16 protein-coding genes are annotated in these 18,349 nt (G+C 54.4%); all 16 read left to right on the top strand.

What is annotated here, in order from left to right; translation table 11 throughout:
- Positions 1-206: 206 nt before the first annotated feature.
- The 16 genes from serC to ACYASS_RS19105 all read left to right on the top strand — a co-directional run bounded on the left by serC (position 207) and on the right by ACYASS_RS19105 (position 18,341).
- Entirely contained in the window at positions 207-1,292 is a 1,086-nt protein-coding gene (gene serC / locus ACYASS_RS19180; RefSeq protein ID WP_463587265.1) for a 3-phosphoserine/phosphohydroxythreonine transaminase, read from the top strand.
- Positions 1,292-2,386 (top strand): prephenate dehydratase, encoded by a 1,095-nt coding sequence (pheA, locus tag ACYASS_RS19175; RefSeq protein WP_027902853.1) that lies wholly within the window; start codon positions 1,292-1,294, stop codon positions 2,384-2,386. The genes serC and pheA overlap by 1 nt, the downstream gene beginning before the upstream one ends.
- A 91-nt stretch (positions 2,387-2,477) precedes the next feature.
- Positions 2,478-3,590, top strand: a complete 1,113-nt coding sequence (gene hisC, locus ACYASS_RS19170) for a histidinol-phosphate transaminase (protein ID WP_463587264.1) — start codon at positions 2,478-2,480, stop codon at positions 3,588-3,590.
- A gap of 28 nt (positions 3,591-3,618) precedes the next feature.
- On the top strand, positions 3,619-5,826 hold the full coding sequence (locus ACYASS_RS19165; protein WP_463587276.1) for a bifunctional prephenate dehydrogenase/3-phosphoshikimate 1-carboxyvinyltransferase: 2,208 nt from the start codon (positions 3,619-3,621) through the stop codon (positions 5,824-5,826).
- Positions 5,823-6,512 (top strand): (d)CMP kinase, encoded by a 690-nt coding sequence (gene cmk, locus ACYASS_RS19160; protein WP_122665830.1) that lies wholly within the window; start codon positions 5,823-5,825, stop codon positions 6,510-6,512. The genes ACYASS_RS19165 and cmk overlap by 4 nt, the downstream gene beginning before the upstream one ends.
- A gap of 121 nt (positions 6,513-6,633) precedes the next feature.
- On the top strand, positions 6,634-8,325 hold the full coding sequence (rpsA, locus tag ACYASS_RS19155; RefSeq protein WP_122665829.1) for a 30S ribosomal protein S1: 1,692 nt from the start codon (positions 6,634-6,636) through the stop codon (positions 8,323-8,325).
- Between the two features lie 229 nt (positions 8,326-8,554).
- Complete coding sequence (gene ihfB, locus ACYASS_RS19150; protein ID WP_122704315.1) at positions 8,555-8,851, top strand: integration host factor subunit beta; 297 nt, start codon at positions 8,555-8,557, stop codon at positions 8,849-8,851.
- 24 nt (positions 8,852-8,875) lie between these two features.
- Positions 8,876-9,118: a lipopolysaccharide assembly protein LapA domain-containing protein gene (locus ACYASS_RS19145; protein WP_463587263.1), complete on the top strand. Its 243-nt coding sequence runs from the start codon at positions 8,876-8,878 to the stop codon at positions 9,116-9,118.
- 140 nt (positions 9,119-9,258) lie between these two features.
- Positions 9,259-10,707: an MBL fold metallo-hydrolase RNA specificity domain-containing protein gene (locus ACYASS_RS19140; protein WP_463587275.1), complete on the top strand. Its 1,449-nt coding sequence runs from the start codon at positions 9,259-9,261 to the stop codon at positions 10,705-10,707.
- Positions 10,708-10,894: 187 nt separating this feature from the next.
- Positions 10,895-11,965, top strand: coding sequence for an LPS O-antigen chain length determinant protein WzzB (locus tag ACYASS_RS19135; protein ID WP_463587262.1), 1,071 nt, complete (start codon positions 10,895-10,897; stop codon positions 11,963-11,965).
- A gap of 257 nt (positions 11,966-12,222) precedes the next feature.
- Positions 12,223-13,200, top strand: a complete 978-nt coding sequence (locus tag ACYASS_RS19130) for an NAD-dependent 4,6-dehydratase LegB (protein WP_243246556.1) — start codon at positions 12,223-12,225, stop codon at positions 13,198-13,200.
- Between the two features lie 8 nt (positions 13,201-13,208).
- Complete coding sequence (locus ACYASS_RS19125; protein ID WP_463587261.1) at positions 13,209-14,357, top strand: LegC family aminotransferase; 1,149 nt, start codon at positions 13,209-13,211, stop codon at positions 14,355-14,357.
- Positions 14,357-15,511, top strand: a complete 1,155-nt coding sequence (neuC, locus tag ACYASS_RS19120) for a UDP-N-acetylglucosamine 2-epimerase (protein WP_463587260.1) — start codon at positions 14,357-14,359, stop codon at positions 15,509-15,511. Before ACYASS_RS19125 ends, neuC begins: the two co-directional genes overlap by 1 nt.
- 3 nt (positions 15,512-15,514) lie before the next feature.
- A complete protein-coding gene (gene neuB, locus ACYASS_RS19115) occupies positions 15,515-16,600 on the top strand; it encodes an N-acetylneuraminate synthase (protein ID WP_463587259.1) in 1,086 nt (361 codons plus the stop codon).
- The gene (locus ACYASS_RS19110) at positions 16,597-17,289 is read left to right on the top strand and encodes an acetyltransferase (protein ID WP_243246560.1); all 693 of its coding nucleotides are present in this window, start codon (positions 16,597-16,599) and stop codon (positions 17,287-17,289) included. Before neuB ends, ACYASS_RS19110 begins: the two co-directional genes overlap by 4 nt.
- Positions 17,286-18,341: a nucleotidyltransferase family protein gene (locus tag ACYASS_RS19105; protein ID WP_243246561.1), complete on the top strand. Its 1,056-nt coding sequence runs from the start codon at positions 17,286-17,288 to the stop codon at positions 18,339-18,341. Before ACYASS_RS19110 ends, ACYASS_RS19105 begins: the two co-directional genes overlap by 4 nt.
- Positions 18,342-18,349: the final 8 nt, after the last annotated feature.

Genomic DNA, 18,349 nt, shown 5'->3' with positions numbered 1-18,349 from the left:
GCGTCAAGGTAGTCGATGAGTAATTGCCGGAATGACGCTATCGCGAGCAAGCTCACTCCTACAGGGATCATGTACATCAAGCAACCGCGTGTTGTTTGACAGAAGTAGCCGAAGGCTGCGAACGGTTCACACCGCTTCGCGGCCTTCGACGCTTCGTATTCCAGATGACCCAAGCCTGAGAAAATCAGAGCGTAGTGAGAGTGGATATGAGCAAGCGAGCCTTTAACTTCTGCGCAGGTCCTGCTGCGCTTCCTGAAGCTGTTCTGCTGCGTGCCCAGGCGGAACTACTGGACTGGCATGGCAAAGGCCTGTCCGTCATGGAAATGAGCCATCGCAGTGATGAATTCACCTCCATCGCCAACAAGGCTGAGCAGGATCTGCGTGACCTGCTGACGATTCCCTCGAACTACAAGGTGTTGTTTCTGCAGGGTGGCGCGAGCCAGCAATTTGCTCAGATCCCCCTGAATTTGCTGCCGGAAAACGGCTCTGCCGACTATATCGATACCGGTATCTGGTCGCAGAAGGCTATCGAAGAAGCTTCGCGTTACGGTCACGTCAATGTGGCTGCCAGCGCCAAGCCCTACGATTACTTCGCTATCCCGGGTCAGAACGAGTGGAAGCTGTCCAAGGATGCTGCCTACGTTCATTACGCCCCGAACGAAACCATCGGTGGCCTGGAATTCGACTGGATTCCAGAAACCGGTGATGTGCCGCTGGTAGCTGACATGTCTTCGGACATTCTGTCCCGTCCGGTAGACGTCTCGCGTTTCGGCATGATCTACGCGGGCGCCCAGAAAAACATTGGCCCGAGCGGTATCGTCGTTGTGATCATTCGCGAAGACCTGCTGGGGCGCGCTCGTTCGCTGTGCCCGACCATGCTTAATTACAAGGTCGCAGCCGATAACGGCTCGATGTACAACACGCCGCCGACCCTGGCCTGGTACCTGTCCGGTCTGGTCTTCGAATGGCTGAAAGAGCAGGGTGGCGTTGAGGCCATCGGCAAGCTCAACGAAGTCAAAAAGCGCACGCTTTACGATTTCATCGACGGCAGCGGCTTGTACAGCAACCCGATCAACAAATCTGATCGCTCGTGGATGAACGTGCCGTTCCGTCTTGCCGATGATCGGCTGGACAAGCCGTTTTTGGCGGGCGCTGATGCGCGCGGGCTGCTCAACCTCAAAGGTCACCGTTCGGTCGGTGGCATGCGTGCCTCTATCTATAATGCCGTGGACATCAACGCGATCAATGCGCTGGTGGCTTACATGGCAGAGTTCGAGAAGGAACACGGCTAATGTCCGAGCAAGAACTCAAGGCGCTGCGCGTCCGCATCGACAGCCTGGACGAAAAAGTCCTGGAGTTGATCAGTGAGCGCGCACGCTGCGCCCAGGAAGTGGCGCGGGTAAAAATGGCCAATCTGGCTGAAGGCGAAGTGCCGGTGTTTTATCGTCCTGAGCGTGAAGCCCAGGTGCTCAAACGTGTTATGGAGCGCAATCGCGGGCCGTTGAGCAACGAAGAAATGGCGCGTCTGTTTCGCGAAATCATGTCTTCATGCCTGGCGTTGGAGCAACCGTTGAAGGTTGCTTACCTCGGACCTGAAGGTACTTTCACCCAGGCTGCAGCCATCAAGCATTTCGGCAACGCAGTCATCAGTCTGCCGATGGCTGCGATTGATGAAGTGTTCCGTGAAGTGGCTGCCGGTGCGGTGAACTTTGGTGTGGTGCCGGTGGAAAACTCCACCGAAGGTGCGGTCAACCACACGCTGGACAGCTTCCTTGAGCATGACATGGTGATCTGTGGCGAAGTCGAGCTGCGAATCCACCATCATCTGCTGATCGGCGAAAACACCAAGACAGAAAGCATCAGTCGTATCTATTCCCACGCCCAGTCGCTGGCCCAGTGCCGCAAATGGCTGGATGCTCATTACCCGAATGTCGAGCGGATCGCGGTTGCGAGCAACGCCGAAGCTGCCAAACGGGTCAAAGGCGAATGGAATTCCGCAGCGATTGCCGGTGACATGAGTGCAAACCTGTACGGTTTGACGCGCATCGCAGAGAAAATTGAAGACCGTCCGGACAACTCCACCCGGTTCCTGATTATCGGCAGTCAGGAAGTCCCGCCCACTGGCGACGACAAGACCTCGATCATCGTATCCATGAGCAACAAGCCGGGTGCGCTGCACGAGCTGCTGGTGCCTTTCCATGAGAACGGGCTGGATCTGACGCGCATCGAGACCCGACCTTCGCGCAGTGGTAAGTGGACCTATGTGTTCTTCATCGACTTTGTGGGGCACCACCGGGATCCATTGGTCAAAGCGGTTCTGGAGCGGATCAGTCAGGAAGCGGTGGCGCTCAAGGTGCTGGGTTCGTATCCGAAAGCGGTTCTCTGAGTTGAGCCGATACCTGTAGGAGCGCACGAGCACCTATAGATAATTGTTCCAATTCAGTAGATTGCATTTGTTGATAAGAGGTTAGCGACACATGACTGGCGACTTCCTCGCACTGGCGCAGCCGGGCGTGCAAAAACTTTCGCCTTATGTTCCAGGCAAGCCTGTGAGCGAACTGGCACGCGAGTTGGGCATCGATCCGGCAAAGATCATCAAGCTGGCCAGTAACGAAAATCCATTGGGTCCTAGCCCGAAGGCGCTGGCTGCAATTCGTAACGAGCTGGCAGAACTGACGCGTTACCCGGATGGCAATGGGTTTGAGCTGAAAAAACGCCTTGCCGCGCGTTGTGGTGTGCAAATCGAGCAAGTGACATTGGGTAACGGCTCCAATGACATTCTTGAGTTGGTCGCCCGTGCATACCTTGCGCCCGGGCTGAACGCGGTGTTCAGTGAATTCGCTTTCGCGGTGTATCCGATTGTCACCCAGGCCATCGGCGCAACGGCTCGTGTCACGCCCGCCAAGGATTGGGGGCATGATTTACCCGCAATGCTGGCAGCTATCGATAACGATACCCGCGTGGTGTTCATCGCTAATCCGAACAACCCGACCGGGACCTGGTTTGGTCCGCAGGCGTTGAGTGAGTTCCTTGCTGCCGTGCCGGAGCATGTGCTGGTGGTGCTGGACGAGGCGTACATCGAGTATGCCCACGGTGCCGACTTGCCCGATGGCCTCGATTACCTGGCTGATTATCCGAATCTGTTGGTCTCGCGCACGTTCTCCAAAGCCTACGGTCTGGCCTCGTTGCGGGTCGGCTACGCCCTGTCGTCCCCGGCAGTCGCGGACGTGCTTAATCGGGTTCGACAACCCTTCAACGTCAACAGCTTTGCGCTGGCCGCGGCATGCGCTGCTCTGGACGACGTTGAGTACGTGACCAAGAGTCGCCAGTTGAACGAAGTCGGCATGGAGCAGATTGAGGGTGGCTTGCGTTTACTTGGGTTGAGCTGGATTCCATCCAAAGGCAATTTCATTGCCATCGATCTTGGGCGTGAAAGCGCTCCGGTTTATCAGGGGCTGCTGCGCGAAGGGGTGATTGTTCGCCCGGTCGCTGGCTACGGTATGCCCAATCATTTGCGTGTGAGTATCGGTTTGTTAGAAGAAAACACTCGTTTCCTTGAGGCGTTGGCCAAGGTTCTGGCGCGTGATTGATGTCATCTCAGTGAAACCAATCCAGCCTATTATTCGGCGCTTGGTGGTCGTGGGGCTTGGCCTGATTGGCGGGTCTTTCGCCAAAGGTATTCGTGAAAGTGGCGTGTGTGGCGAGGTAGTCGGCGTTGATCTCGATCCCCAGTCACGCAAGCTAGCCGTCGAGCTGGGTGTTGTGGATCGCTGTGAAGCGGATCTGGCTGTGGCGTGCCGTGATGCTGATGTGATTCAGCTCGCTGTTCCGATTCTCGCGATGGAAAAAGTCCTGGCGTTGCTGGCGACCTTTGACCTGGGCGACGCAGTGCTGACCGATGTTGGCAGTGCCAAAGGCAATGTGGTTCGAGCTGCGCGTCTGGCGTTCGGCGCAATGCCACCGAGGTTCGTTCCAGGGCATCCAATTGCTGGGTCCGAACAGAGCGGCGTCGAGGCTTCCAATGCGCAGTTGTTCAAACGACACAAAGTAATACTCACGCCATTACCCGAGACTGATCCTGAAGCTCTGGCGGTGGTCGATCGACTCTGGTCCGAACTGGGTGCTGACGTGGAACACATGGAGGTCGAACGTCACGATGAGGTGCTGGCGGCAACCAGTCATCTGCCTCATCTGCTGGCGTTCGGGCTGGTGGATTCGTTGGCCAAGCGTAACGAAAACCTCGACATCTTCCGCTATGCAGCAGGCGGTTTTCGCGACTTCACGCGCATTGCGGGTAGCGATCCGGTGATGTGGCACGACATCTTTCTGGCCAACCGCGAGGCGGTTCTGCGCACACTCGATACCTTTCAAGCTGACCTGGACGCGCTGCGTGAGGCCATGGTCGCGGGCGATGGTCGTCAGTTGCTCGGGGTGTTTACCCGTGCAAGGGTGGCGCGCGAGCATTTCGGCAAGATTCTTGCGCGGCGAGCTTACGTAGAGCCAGCAGCGGCGGAGGATATGGTGTTTCTGGCCAGTCCTGGCGGTAGCGTGTCAGGCCGGGTGCGCGTGCCGGGCGACAAGTCCATCTCTCATCGTTCGATCATGCTGGGCTCGCTGGCTGACGGGGTCACGGAAGTTGACGGTTTTCTTGAGGGCGAGGATGCACTGGCGACACTGCAAGCATTCCGTGACATGGGCGTGGTTATTGAAGGTCCGCACCACGGCCGTCTGACGATTCACGGCGTTGGCCTGCAGGGTCTCAAATCTGCACCTGGGCCGATTTATTTAGGCAACTCCGGTACGTCGATGCGTCTGCTGGCGGGTTTACTGGCTGCGCAAAGTTTCGACAGTACCCTGACCGGTGACGCTTCGCTGTCACGGCGTCCGATGGGGCGAGTAGCTGAGCCGTTGCGGGCTATGGGCGCAGTGATTGAAACCGCCGCAGAAGGGCGTCCGCCTTTGAAGATCAAGGGGGGGCAAACGCTCAATGGCCTGACCTATGACATGCCGATCGCCAGCGCTCAGGTCAAATCTTCACTGCTGTTGGCGGGGCTTTATGCACACGGTACAACTACAGTGACCGAGCCAGCCCCGACGCGTGACCATACTGAGCGTATGCTGCGTGGCTTCGGTCATCCGGTGGACGTTGACGGGCCGAAAGTCTCGTTGTCTTCAGGCTCCGGATTGACGGCTGCGCGTATTGAAGTGCCTGCCGATATTTCCTCCGCCGCGTTCTTTATGGTGGCAGCTTCCATTGCTGAGGGTTCCGACCTTCTGCTTGAGCATGTCGGTATCAACCCGACACGTACCGGTGTTATCGAGATTCTGCGTCTGATGGGCGCGGACATTACGCTGGAAAATCAGCGTGAGGCGGGGGGCGAACCGGTGGCTGATGTGCGTGTACGGTCTGCACCGCTCAAGGGTATCGAGATTCCCGAGGCGCTGGTGCCGTTGGCGATTGATGAGTTTCCGGTGCTTTTTGTGGCGGCTGCCTGTGCCCAGGGGCGCACAGTGCTGCGTGGCGCGCAGGAGTTGAGAGTCAAGGAGTCAGATCGTATTCAGGCCATGGCCGACGGTCTGCTGGCGCTCGGCGTCAGTGTCGAGCCCACGCCGGACGGTATTATTATTGAGGGTGGTCAGATTGTTGGTGGTGTCGTGCATGCTCATGGCGATCACCGTATTGCGATGGCATTCAGTGTTGCGGCGTTGCGTGCCAGCGCGCCGATTCAGATCCATGATTGTGCGAACGTCGCTACGTCGTTCCCAAATTTTCTCGCGCTTAGCGCTCAAGTCGGCATGCGTGTAGCGCAAGAGGGGCAGTTGTGAAAACTCAAGCACCGGTTATTACCATTGATGGACCTAGCGGTTCGGGGAAGGGCACAGTTGCAGGGTTGCTGGCAAAGCGACTTGGCTGGTGTCTGCTCGATTCAGGCGCGCTGTATCGTTTGCTGGCGTTTGCTGCCCGCAACCACGGCGTGGACCTGACCAATGAAGAAGCCTTGAAGCTGTTGGCTGCACATCTGGATGTGCAGTTCGAAACCGGCACTGAAGGTCAGGAGCAGCGGATTATTCTCGAGGGTGAGGATGTCACTCACTCGATTCGTAACGAGCAGATTGGCAGTGGCGCCTCGCAGGTTGCTTCATTGCCTGCGGTGCGTGATGCATTGCTGCAGCGTCAGCGTGCTTTTCAGGAAGAGCCAGGCCTTGTCGCAGACGGTCGCGACATGGGAACCGTGGTTTTTCCGGATGCTCCGCTGAAGATATTCCTCACCGCCAGCGCCGAAGAACGTGCCCGTCGACGTTACTTGCAGTTGAAGGCCAAGGGGGATGATGTTAGTCTGTCGAGTCTGCTAGATGAGATAAGTGCCCGCGACGAGCGAGACACCCAGCGAGCGGTAGCCCCGCTCAAGCCAGCGCAAGACGCTATTCAGCTGGATTCAACCGAATTATCCATCGAGCAGGTGCTTGAACGCATTCTGAGTGAAATCGCGCTTCGCGATATCACCGGGTGACAAAGAAGCGTGTGGGAGACCAGAAATAGTCCCGCAGGCTTTCTTTTACTTGAACGAAACCCACGTTGTCTGGAGCGTGGCAGATGGGCGTATCCTTCGCCCTTGATCAACAGGAATTAAAATGAGCGAAAGCTTTGCAGAACTTTTTGAAGAAAGCCTAAAGACCCTCAACCTTCAGGCCGGTTCGATCATCACCGCTATCATCGTTGATATCGATTACCAGGCAGGCTGGGTGACGGTTCACGCCGGTCTGAAATCTGAAGGCCTGATCCCGCTGGAACAGTTCCACAACGACGCTGGCGATCTGACCATCAAGATCGGCGACGAAGTTCACGTTGCTCTGGACGCGGTAGAAGACGGCTTTGGCGAAACCAAGCTGTCCCGCGAAAAAGCCAAGCGTGCCGAGTGCTGGATTGTTCTGGAAGCGGCTTTCGCAGCTGAAGAAGTGGTCAAGGGCGTTATCAACGGTAAGGTTAAAGGCGGCTTCACTGTCGACGTTAACGGCATCCGTGCGTTCCTGCCTGGTTCTTTGGTCGACGTTCGCCCTGTGCGCGACACGACTCACCTGGAAGGCAAAGAGCTCGAGTTCAAGGTCATCAAGCTGGATCAGAAGCGCAACAACGTTGTTGTTTCGCGTCGCAGCGTGCTGGAAGCCGAGAACAGTGCCGAGCGCGAAGCTCTGCTCGAGTCCCTGCAGGAAGGTCAACAAGTCAAAGGTATCGTCAAGAACCTCACCGATTACGGCGCATTCGTCGATCTGGGTGGCGTCGATGGCCTGCTGCACATCACCGACATGGCCTGGAAGCGCATCAAGCATCCATCGGAAATCGTCAATGTTGGCGATGAGATCGATGTAAAAGTGCTGAAGTACGATCGCGAGCGCAATCGTGTTTCCCTGGGTCTGAAGCAACTGGGCGAAGACCCATGGGTTGCTATCAAGGCTCGTTACCCAGAAAGCACTCGCGTAACTGCGCGTGTTACCAACCTGACCGACTACGGCTGCTTCGCAGAGCTGGAAGAAGGCGTGGAAGGCCTGGTACACGTTTCCGAAATGGACTGGACCAACAAAAACATCCACCCTTCGAAAGTCGTACAAGTCGGCGACGAAGTGGAAGTTATGGTTCTGGACATCGACGAAGAGCGTCGTCGTATCTCCCTCGGCATCAAGCAGTGCAAATCTAACCCATGGGAAGATTTCTCTGGCCAGTTCAACAAGGGCGATAAAATCTCCGGCACCATCAAGTCGATCACCGATTTCGGTATCTTCATTGGTTTGGACGGCGGCATCGACGGCCTGGTTCACCTGTCCGACATCTCCTGGAACGAAGTGGGCGAAGAAGCCGTACGTCGCTTCAAGAAGGGCGACGAGCTCGACACCGTGATCCTGTCTGTTGATCCAGAGCGTGAGCGTATCTCGCTGGGTATCAAACAGCTGGAAAGCGATCCGTTCTCCGAGTACGTCACTGTCAATGACAAGGGCGCAATCGTTCGCGGTATCGTTAAAGAAGTTGACGCCAAAGGCGCCATCATCACTCTGGCCGACGACATCGAAGCTTCCCTGAAGGCCTCCGAAATCAGCCGTGACCGCGTTGAAGACGCGCGTAACGTTCTGAAAGAAGGCGAAGAGATCGAAGCCAAGATCATCAGCGTTGACCGCAAGAGCCGCGTGATCAGCTTGTCCATCAAGTCGAAAGACGTTGAAGACGAGAAAGAAGCGATCCAAAGCCTGCGTAGCAAGCCAGAAGCCGCTGAAAACACTGGTCCTACCACTCTTGGTGACCTGTTGCGTGCGCAAATGGAAAAGCAGAACTAAGTTCTGACTGACCATTAGAAAAAGGGCGACTTCGGTCGCCCTTTTTTGTGGGCGCAATTTGACCCTGGGTAGTCTGCATGACTTGTATTTCGGGGGTTGGCGCTTATGAGTGGATATTCCTCCATTGGAACAGCAGCACATAAGTCAATACGCAGGCTATTAAATTTTATCCGGTCATGCTAAAACCTTCGGAGCGCTTATCTAGCTGCTTGAAAAAGAAGGGAAAAATATGACGAAGTCGGAGTTGATCGAACGAATTGTCACCCATCAAGGGCTGCTCTCATCGAAGGATGTCGAGCTGGCTATCAAGACTATGCTTGAGCAGATGTCCCAATGCCTGGCGACAGGCGACCGGATTGAAATACGGGGTTTCGGTAGCTTCTCACTCCACTATCGTGCACCGCGTGTGGGGCGTAATCCGAAAACTGGCCAGTCGGTGAGTCTCGACGGCAAGTTCGTTCCTCATTTCAAACCAGGGAAAGAACTTAGGGATCGTGTAAACGAAGATGAAGAGCACGATGATTGATTGTGCGTAGGGGGGAAGGTATAAATGCTCAACCTGAAGCGTATGCTGTTTGCGTTGTTGCTGTTAGCGGTCGCTGCAGTCGTAGTGTTTTTTGTGCTGGAGAACCGGCAATCGGTTGTTTTGGTGTTGTTCGGTTGGTCGGCTCCTGCGGTGCCATTGGCGATCCCGGTACTGGTGGCCTTGCTCCTTGGGTTGGGTATTGGGCCCGTTTTGGGGGCTTATGTTGCACTAAGATCCAGGCGTCGTCTGCGCAGATCGCGCATCTGAATTAATTTTTCCTGACTGTCGCCGCTACTCGATATTTTCGGATATTTCGTACAGCGCTGGTCGAAGCATCCTAGATTCATCCGTGGTTTTTTATGGGGTAATGACGCCCCTCAAAAACACCATGGAGCGAGCAGGTGCGCATCTCATATCCCTTCATTTCCCATCATGGCGCTGTTCAAGGCGTCACGGGCTCCTGCCATCAGCTTCATCTTGATCCTGCGCAAAGTCTTCTAGTCGATTGCGGCCTGCATTTGGGGCTTGATGCAAGATCTGCCGACTCGTCGCGTATAGACTTTCCCACTGCCGGAATTACCGCGTTACTAGTCACTCATGTTCATCTGGATCATGTCGGGCGTATCCCTGATCTCATCGCAGCAGGTTACCGGGGGCCAATCCTGTGCAGCGAGCCTTCCGCGTTATTGCTTCCTTTGGTGCTCGAGGATGCGTTGAAAGTAGAGGGCGGTCGTGAGCCGCACGTAATCGATCAATATCTTCGCCATATTCGCAACGTGATTGTGCCTATCCCGTTCGGGCAATGGCACAGCCTGATTCTTGATGATGAGCTTACCTGTCGGGTCCGTTTCCAGCGTGCCGGGCATCTCCTTGGGTCGGCCTATGTAGAGTGCGAAGTCTCGTATCCTCTGCAAAGTCGAGATCAGAGGGTGGTTTTTTCAGGAGATGTCGGTGCGTCTCCAAATCCGTTGTTACGTGAGCCTTGTTCGCCGGAGCGGGCCGATATTCTTGTGCTGGAAAGCACTTACGGCGACAGGCTGCATGCGGACCGGTCAGCGCGGCAGCAGCGTCTGGAGCAAGTGATAGATCGGGCGCTGGCTGATCAGGGAACAGTTCTGATCCCCGCGTTCAGCATCGGCCGTACTCAAGAACTTCTGTTCGAGATCGAGGACATTCTGCATCGCAAATCGTTGCTGCTCGGCGAGGCAGATGAGGATGGGTCGCAGGAGGCGTTTTCACCAATCGATTGGCCTCAGCTCCCCGTGATTCTCGATTCGCCCTTGGCAAACAGGTTCACGCAGGTGTATCGCGACATGAGCCAGTACTGGAATGACTCTGCGCAGCAAAGGCTGGCCGGGCATCGCAACCCATTGAAGTTCAAGCAACTCATCAGTATCGAAAGCCACCAACAGCACCAGCAGGTAGTGAACTATCTGAAGAGTACTGGTCGGCCTGCAATCGTCATTGCGAGTAACGGCATGTGTTCCGGCGGACGCATCGTTAACTACCTGAAAGCCATGTTGGGAGATCCCCGGCACGAAATAGTCTTTACCGGCTACCAAGCCAAAGGCACCCCCGGAGCAGTTATTCAGGCGAGTGAGGGGGCTGAAGGCTTTGTGAAGATTGATCTGGATGGCGAGATGTATGAAATCAAGGCAAAGGTCGCGACGGTGGGCGGATATTCGGCCCATGCGGACCAAGCGGGACTGGTGGATTTTGTAATGGGTATGAGTGAGTTGCCTGGACGTGTGGTGTTGGTCCATGGCGAAGACAGGGCTAAGCGCAGCCTTGCGGCAAAGTTGGAGTTTCACGGTCGCGAGCGTGGGGTTGAGTTGGTGGTGGTCGTGCCAGCATAACAAATAAATCTATGCATGCTCGTTGCGCTGTGTATCGGATTGGTAAGTAAGTCTAAGTGCTCGGTGTAGAGCTGAAGATGGTTTGTGCAAGTCGCGGAAAAAGCTCAGCGGTCGCGATTGTCGAATTTGAATTATTTGAATGTCGCCCGCATTTGCGGTCAGGTGGCGATTAGGAAGATTGCGAATTATGAGAAGTGAAGATAAGTACTCCGGTGCGGAGGATGTGGGGTTTTTCGATTTGATGGTAAGTCTTTTTGCAAGAAAGACTCTTGTAGCGGGTATAGCTTTTCTAGCGATCATCGTTTCGATGGCTTATGTATTTTTAAAACAACCGATTTACGAAGCTAAGCTCTTTATTCATCCGCCTTCGCAAAATGATATCTCCTCTCTGAACTACGGTCGTGGCGAGTCAAGTGGTTTGAGGATGCTGGGAATAGAGGATGTATACGCTGTTTTTGTGCAAACTCTGCAATCTGAGTCGGCACGATACGATTACTTCAGGGCCGTTGTTGTGCCTGAATTGGGCGATGATCAAAGTAAAGGGTTCACGAGCGAGATGTTCAAAAGCTTCAATAAGACCCTCACAGTGGCAATGCCATCCAAGGATTCTCCGCAAGTCTACGTCGTGACCTTGGAGCATTCAGATCCAGAAAAGGCTGCTCGGTGGGTTTCAGAGTTTGTGGCGCTCGTTGCGCAGCGTGCAAGCCGAGAGATAATCAAGAGTGTTCAAAGTGATGCGGAGCTGAAAGCAAATAACCTGGATCAGCAGGTTTCGAGCGGTCAGGAAAGCGCTCGAAACCAGCGAGAGGACCGCATTGCTCGTCTGACGGAGGCGTTGGCTATTGCGCGATCAATCGGTATGGAGAGGCCAGTGCGTTTCTTTGGACCAACTGCAAATGGGCGCCCCTCGGAGGCTGATGGTGTTCTGGCATATATGCGGGGAACGAGAGCGTTGGAGGCAGAGATTCAAAATCTGCAGGAGCGCCCTTCGGATGACCCTTTCATTGCGGATTTACGTCATAAGCAATCACTGTCGAAATTTTATCGTCAGCTGAAAATTGATCCTGCCGGGATTTCCGTTTATCGCCAGGACGGAAATATTGAGTTGCCCCACGAGCCTGTTAAGCCGAGAGCTGCGCTTATTATTCTTCTGGGTGGAGTCATCGGTCTGATCGTAGGAATCCTTATCGCTCTCATTCTTGATTTCTTGGACGTTCGAGCTTCGAAGAGGGAGGAGAGTTTTGCCGATCAGAGGTAGATTTAGGCCCTTTCGTTTAATGAGCGGCCCCCATCAACCCTAGGCTTTCATCGTCCCAGCGAGCAGCTTTTTGAGTAGGGTGATCGCTTTTCCCGGTCCATGAGGTTCAGAGAGCGTGGCATCCGCGCCAAGAAGTGGCACAATCTCGGAAATATCATCGCGTGGCTAAGCTTGATCTCCAGTCTTGAGCTGCGGTTCTTTTTATTTTGTTTTACCACGACTCAGTTCGCTGGGGTGGGCACGTTAGGGGTTGGAAGATGACTACCGTTTTAGTTACGGGTGCTGATGGCTTCATTGGCTCGCATTTGACCGAGTTGCTCGTGCGTGAAGGCTATAAGGTCAAGGCGCTTTCTCAGTACAACTCGTTCAACTATTGGGGATGGCTTGAGGATGTGGATTGTTCACGAATCGAAGTCCTCAACGGTGATGTGAGGGATCCCCATTACTGCAAGCACATCACTAAAGATGTTGATATCGTTTTTCATTTGGCCGCGCTAATCGCTATTCCCTATTCTTACGTGGCCCCTGATAGCTACGTGGACACTAACGTGAAGGGTACGCTGAATATCTGCCAGGCAGCCCTTGAAAACGGCGTTAAGCGGGTTATTCATACGTCGACCAGTGAAGTTTATGGTACTGCGCAATATGTGCCGATTGACGAAAAGCATCCGCTGCAGGCGCAGTCACCCTACAGCGCGTCAAAAATAGGCGCAGATGCCATGGCGATGAGTTTTTTTAACGCCTTTGACCTCCCCTTGACTATCGCGCGTCCATTCAATACCTACGGTCCTCGGCAGTCTGCCCGCGCGGTCATCCCGACCATCATCAGCCAGATTGCCAGTGGGCAAAAACAGATCAAACTCGGCGACGTCACGCCGACCCGTGATTTCAATTATGTGGCAGACACATGCCGAGGTTTTCTGGAACTCGCGCGCTGCGATCAGGCCATTGGCGAGACAGTCAACATTGGCTCCAATTTTGAAATCTCAGTGGGCGATACCCTCGATTTGATCCGGAAGTTGATGGGCAGTGATGTCGAGTTTCTGACCGATGACCAGCGCATGCGGCCTGGCAAATCAGAGGTCTTCCGGCTGTGGTGCGATAACGCCAAGATTCATGCTTTGACTGGTTTCACGCCGGCCTACGACATCGAGCGAGGGTTGCAGGAGACCATTAACTGGTTCACCCGCCCTGAGAATCTCGCCAAATATAAAGCCGATATCTACAACGTCTGAGGTGCTCGATGTACCAGTCCCTTGTCTCATTCATTCGCGAGCAGTATTCCAGCAATGAATTTATCCCTCTTCATGCTCCGGTGTTCGCGGGGAATGAACAGGAGTACGTTGCGGAAACCATTAAATCGACCTTCGTTTCGAGTGTCGGCGCATTCGTAGATCGATTCGAGCACGATATGCAGCTCTATACCGGTAGCCCTCGAGCCGTGGCGACTGTCAACGGTACGGCGGCGCTACATGTGGCGTTGCTTCTGGCTGGGGTTGAGCGTGGCGATCTTGTTATTACCCAGTCGCTGACATTTGTCGCGACGTGCAACGCTATTGCCTATTGTGGCGCTGAGCCAGTTTTTGTGGATGTGGACCGACACACGTTGGGCCTTTCGCCTGTCGCACTGGAGACTTGGCTGGAGTCTGAAGCTTTCCTTGATTCCGATGGTGGTTGCAGATTGCGCAAGAATGGCCAGCCGATCCGCGCATGTTTACCAATGCATACCTTTGGACACCCGGCGGATCTGAATGGCCTGGTTTCAGTTTGCGCAAAGTGGGGGCTTGCGCTTGTTGAGGACGCTGCAGAATCTCTTGGGAGCCTTTACAACGGTCGCCACACCGGTACGTTTGGGCTTGTCGGGACCCTCAGTTTCAACGGAAACAAGATCATCACTACAGGTGGCGGGGGCATGATACTTGCCGATGAGGTGTTAGGTAGCAAAGCCAAGCACCTGACTACCACCGCGAAGCAGCCCCACCCCTATGAGTATGTACATGACGAAATTGGATACAACTACCGCCTGCCGAATCTGAACGCCGCACTTGGCTGTGCTCAGTTAGAACAGCTGGAGGGCTTTGTCGCGGCCAAGCGTTCATTGGCGCATGCCTACGCGAAAGAGCTTGCTGGCAGTGCGTTGCAATTTGTCATTGAGCCCGACGGATGTCGTTCAAACTATTGGCTCAATGCTGTTGTCTGCGAGGATCCATCGCAGCGGGACGAGCTGTTGAAATTTACCAATGAAAAGGGTGTCATGACGCGTCCGATCTGGACGCTAATGAATCGATTGAAGGCTTACGAGCATTGTTTGCAAGGCGATCTTAGTAATGCGCAGTGGCTCGAGTCTCGCGTCGTTAATCTTCCCAGTAGTGTTTCTGAGCGGGAAGCATAATGGCGCGCAGAGTTGCAGTTTTCACAGGAACCCGAGCTGAATATGGTCTACTTTACTGGCTTATGTCGGAAGTCAGGCAGGATCCAGCTCTTGAACTGCAAACTATTGTAGGTGGCATGCACCTGTCGCCGGAGTTTGGTGAAACCTGGCGTCTGGTCGAGAGTGATGGATTCACTATCGATGCCAAGGTCGAAATGCTGCTGTCGTCGGATACTGCCGTCGGGGTGGTGAAGTCAATGGGGCTTGGTGCCATTGGTTTTGCTGACGCCCTTGATCGTTTGCGGCCCGATGTGCTGGTTGTATTGGGAGACAGGTTCGAAGCGTTGAGCATTGCCCAAGCCGCTTTGGTCATGCGTATCCCTATCGCTCATTTACATGGTGGCGAGCTAACTGAGGGAGCTTACGATGACGGCATCAGGCATGCGTTGACAAAAATGGCTTACCTGCATTTCGTTGCCGCTCAGCCCTATAAGGCCAGAGTGATACAGATGGGTGAGGCTCCTGAACGTGTATTCAATGTCGGTGCGGTGGGACTGGATCACCTCAAGCGCACTCCATTGATGTCGCTGGAGGAACTTGGCGAAAGTCTTGGTTTTGACCTTCGTCCACCTTTTCTGCTGGTCACATACCATCCGGTTACTCTGGCCAATGAAGACCCTGTGGGGAGCTTCCTGAATATTCTGAGTGCTTTGGACCAATTCACGGATTACCAGATAATTATCACTTACCCCAATGCTGACAACGGCGGTCGAGCAATCATTCCTGTGTTGGAGGCCTACGCGGCCGCACGGCCAGATCAGGTTCTGGCCATTCCTTCCCTTGGATTTCGTCGTTATTTGAGCGTTGTAAAGCTAGCAGGTGCGGTGGTCGGCAACTCGTCCAGTGGCATCATAGAGGTGCCGTCCTTTCACGTACCTACGGTAAATGTGGGTGTCCGCCAGGCAGGTCGCTTGTGTGCTGACTCTGTCCTCCATTGCGCTGCAACCGTGGAGGGCGTTACTCAGGCGCTCGATACAGCCCTAAGCGCTGACTTCTCAGCCTTATGCAACTCCGCAGTAAATCCTTATGGAGAGGGTGATGCCGCGCGTAGCATCGTCGAGGTGCTCAGCACTTGCGATCTTGGGGTACAAAAGACCTTCCATGACTTGAGCTGACAAATGAATACACAGAATAAAGATGCGGTCTACATTATCGCCGAGGCAGGCGTTAATCATAACGGCGATAGAGAACGAGCATTCGAGCTTGTGGATATCGCTGCCGACGCGGGAGCGGATGCGGTCAAGTTTCAGACTTTTGACGCCCGTAAGCTGGCGTCGGTCAAAGCGCCGAAAGCCGGTTATCAAAAGCGGACAACTGATCAGTCCGAGAGTCAGCTCGAGATGCTCAAAAAGCTTGAGCTTCCTCGAGAGTGGCATCGTGATCTTTTAATTCATGCCAATAAGCGTGGGATCGACTTTCTGAGCACTGCATTTGATGGTGATAGTCTCGATTTTCTGGCCACTTTGAAAATTCCTTTATTTAAAGTCCCTTCTGGGGAGTTGACTAATGGCCCGCTGCTTTGGAAGTTCGCTCGTACAGGGTTACCACTGGTCTTGTCCACTGGCATGGCTACATTGAGTGAGGTCGAACAAGGTCTGGCGATAATTGCCCATGCCAAGGGGCATGAGCGAGAGCCTGCAAGTATGGAGGAGGTCTGGAAGTACTGGAGTCAACCAGACGCCCAGAAGCTCCTGGTGGATTCTGTAACGTTGCTTCATTGCACTTCGCAGTACCCAACACCATTGGAGGAAGTTAACCTGCGTGCGATGGATACCCTCAAGCATGCCTTTGGGCTTGCGGTTGGCTATTCCGATCATACGGAGGGGTTGCTGGTACCCGTAGCTGCCGTAGCGCGTGGTGCAAAAGTGATAGAGAAGCATTTTACGACGGATAGATCCCTGCCGGGACCAGATCACAAGGCATCTCTTGAACCCGCCGAGCTCAGGGAAATGGTTAGTCGTATCCGCGCCCTGGAAAAAATTCTGGGGGATGGGAGAAAGGCGCCACATCCCACTGAATGGGATACGCGTCTGGCGGCGAGACAACAAGTAGTGGCCGCGCGCGCAATTCCGGCGGGACAAACCTTTGTCCGTGATGACCTCACCACTGCGCGTTGCGGTGCAGGTCTGCCAGCCGTTTTGTTATGGGAAAAAATTGGCTGTCCTGCAAGCAGAGCTTATGAGCCTGGCGAGATTATCGAATGATCTTGTCGCGCAATCACGAGGCACCTCTGCCGGTGATCATTATGGGTGCTGGCGGGCACGCAAAGGTATTGCTTTCATTGCTTCACTCTTTACGGGCTGAAGTTGCTGGTGTGTGTGACCCTGCATTAGGCGCTGATAAAGGGGGAGTGTGGAGGGGGATCCCGATTTTAGGCGGTGATGAGGCCTTGCAGAGTGTGAATCCTTCTGAGGTGCTGCTCGTCAATGGTCTTGGGCAACTGGTACACGGGACTCGTAGGCAGAAACTGTATGAAGCGTTGATCGCGCGGGGATTCACTCTTCCCTCGGTGATCCATCCTGCGGCCTGGGTCGATCATACGGCGTATCTGGATGATGGCGTGCAGGTCATGGCTGGGGCGATTATTCAGGCCGATGCTCGTATAGGCAGTAACTCGATCATAAATACCGGGGCTGTAATCGACCATGACTGTATAATCGGTCGTCATGCGCACATTGCCCCTTCCTCTGTGCTTTGCGGCAGCGTATCTGTTGGTGATGGAAGTTTCATCGCTGCCGGTGCTACCGTAATTCAAGGCATCGCAATTGGGGAGCTAGCTGTAGTGGGCGCCGGCGTCACTGTCGTCAGAGATATTCCAGATGGACAGGTCATTCTGGGGGCGCCCGTACGAATCAAGGAATCGAGACATAATGTTCAGCCGAAGAAATCATGAAGCCAGTTGATAATCAGTTGTGGCGCAGTGTGCTGCTGCCAGCCGGGGCCACTATTCAACAGGCCATCAGCAATCTTGACGAGTCCGGATTACAAATCGTGCTGGTTGTCTGTGCTGAAGGGCGTCTGCAGGGAAGTGTCACTGATGGTGATGTGCGGCGTGCGTTGCTAAAAGGGCTGAAGCTCGAAAGTGCCGTTCAGGACATCATGTTCAAGGCACCGTTGGTTGTGCCGCCGGAAATCGGCCGTGAGATGGTCCTGCATTTGATGCACGCCAACAAAATTCACCAATTGCCGATAGTCGATGCGGAACGTCGCGTCGTCGGATTGCATTTGTGGGATGAGGTAATTGAGCCTGCGAATCGACCAAACACCATGGTGATCATGGCTGGCGGGTTGGGAAAGCGTCTCTTGCCTTTGACCGAAGATTGTCCCAAACCGATGCTACCGGTCGGCGGCAAGCCAATGCTGGAGCGAATCATCGAGCGGGCTAAAAGTGAAGGATTCCGTCGTTTTATCGTCTCCGTACATTATCTTGGCCACATTATCGAAGAGTATTTCGGGAATGGGGAACAGTGGGAGGTAGAAATTCGCTACCTCCATGAAGAGTCTCCACTTGGGACTGCCGGTGCGATCAGTCTCTTGAATCCTCGCCCGGACGAGCCCTTTGTCGTCACAAATGGTGATGTACTCAGCGACATTCGTTACGGTGAGATGCTTGATTTTCATACTCGTCATGGTGCAAAAGCCACAATGGCGGTTCGTTTGCATGAATGGCAGAACCCTTTCGGTGTAGTGCGCACTGAAGGTATCAACATCATCGGCTTTGATGAAAAGCCCGTGCATCGTACTCATGTCAATGCTGGTATATACGTTCTGGCTCCGACTGTGCTTGATGAACTGATCGCGGGTGAGCAATGTGATATGCCAACGCTGTTCGAGAGAATACAGCGCATGGGGCAGAGCACCATTGCCTATCCGATGCATGAGCCCTGGCTGGATGTCGGCAGGCCTGATGATCTTCAGAAAGCCCGAAGCCAGTACCTGGTTTGAACACGTTT

The organism is Pseudomonas sp. HP_14 (assembly GCF_055283875.1).
This window is presented reverse-complemented; position numbering and strand designations above follow the sequence as displayed.

What these genes read in the sequence shown, in the direction of transcription:
- ACYASS_RS19110 (WP_243246560.1), top strand. Translation starts at nt 16,597, where the DNA reads ATGATCTTGTCGCGCAATCACGAGGCACCTCTGCCGGTGATCATTATG.
- rpsA (WP_122665829.1), top strand. Translation starts at nt 6,634, where the DNA reads ATGAGCGAAAGCTTTGCAGAACTTTTTGAAGAAAGCCTAAAGACCCTC.
- pheA (WP_027902853.1), top strand. Translation starts at nt 1,292, where the DNA reads ATGTCCGAGCAAGAACTCAAGGCGCTGCGCGTCCGCATCGACAGCCTG.
- ACYASS_RS19105 (WP_243246561.1), top strand. Translation starts at nt 17,286, where the DNA reads ATGAAGCCAGTTGATAATCAGTTGTGGCGCAGTGTGCTGCTGCCAGCC.
- neuC (WP_463587260.1), top strand. Translation starts at nt 14,357, where the DNA reads ATGGCGCGCAGAGTTGCAGTTTTCACAGGAACCCGAGCTGAATATGGT.
- ihfB (WP_122704315.1), top strand. Translation starts at nt 8,555, where the DNA reads ATGACGAAGTCGGAGTTGATCGAACGAATTGTCACCCATCAAGGGCTG.
- ACYASS_RS19130 (WP_243246556.1), top strand. Translation starts at nt 12,223, where the DNA reads ATGACTACCGTTTTAGTTACGGGTGCTGATGGCTTCATTGGCTCGCAT.
- neuB (WP_463587259.1), top strand. Translation starts at nt 15,515, where the DNA reads ATGAATACACAGAATAAAGATGCGGTCTACATTATCGCCGAGGCAGGC.
- ACYASS_RS19135 (WP_463587262.1), top strand. Translation starts at nt 10,895, where the DNA reads ATGAGAAGTGAAGATAAGTACTCCGGTGCGGAGGATGTGGGGTTTTTC.
- ACYASS_RS19145 (WP_463587263.1), top strand. Translation starts at nt 8,876, where the DNA reads ATGCTCAACCTGAAGCGTATGCTGTTTGCGTTGTTGCTGTTAGCGGTC.
- ACYASS_RS19125 (WP_463587261.1), top strand. Translation starts at nt 13,209, where the DNA reads ATGTACCAGTCCCTTGTCTCATTCATTCGCGAGCAGTATTCCAGCAAT.
- hisC (WP_463587264.1), top strand. Translation starts at nt 2,478, where the DNA reads ATGACTGGCGACTTCCTCGCACTGGCGCAGCCGGGCGTGCAAAAACTT.
- serC (WP_463587265.1), top strand. Translation starts at nt 207, where the DNA reads ATGAGCAAGCGAGCCTTTAACTTCTGCGCAGGTCCTGCTGCGCTTCCT.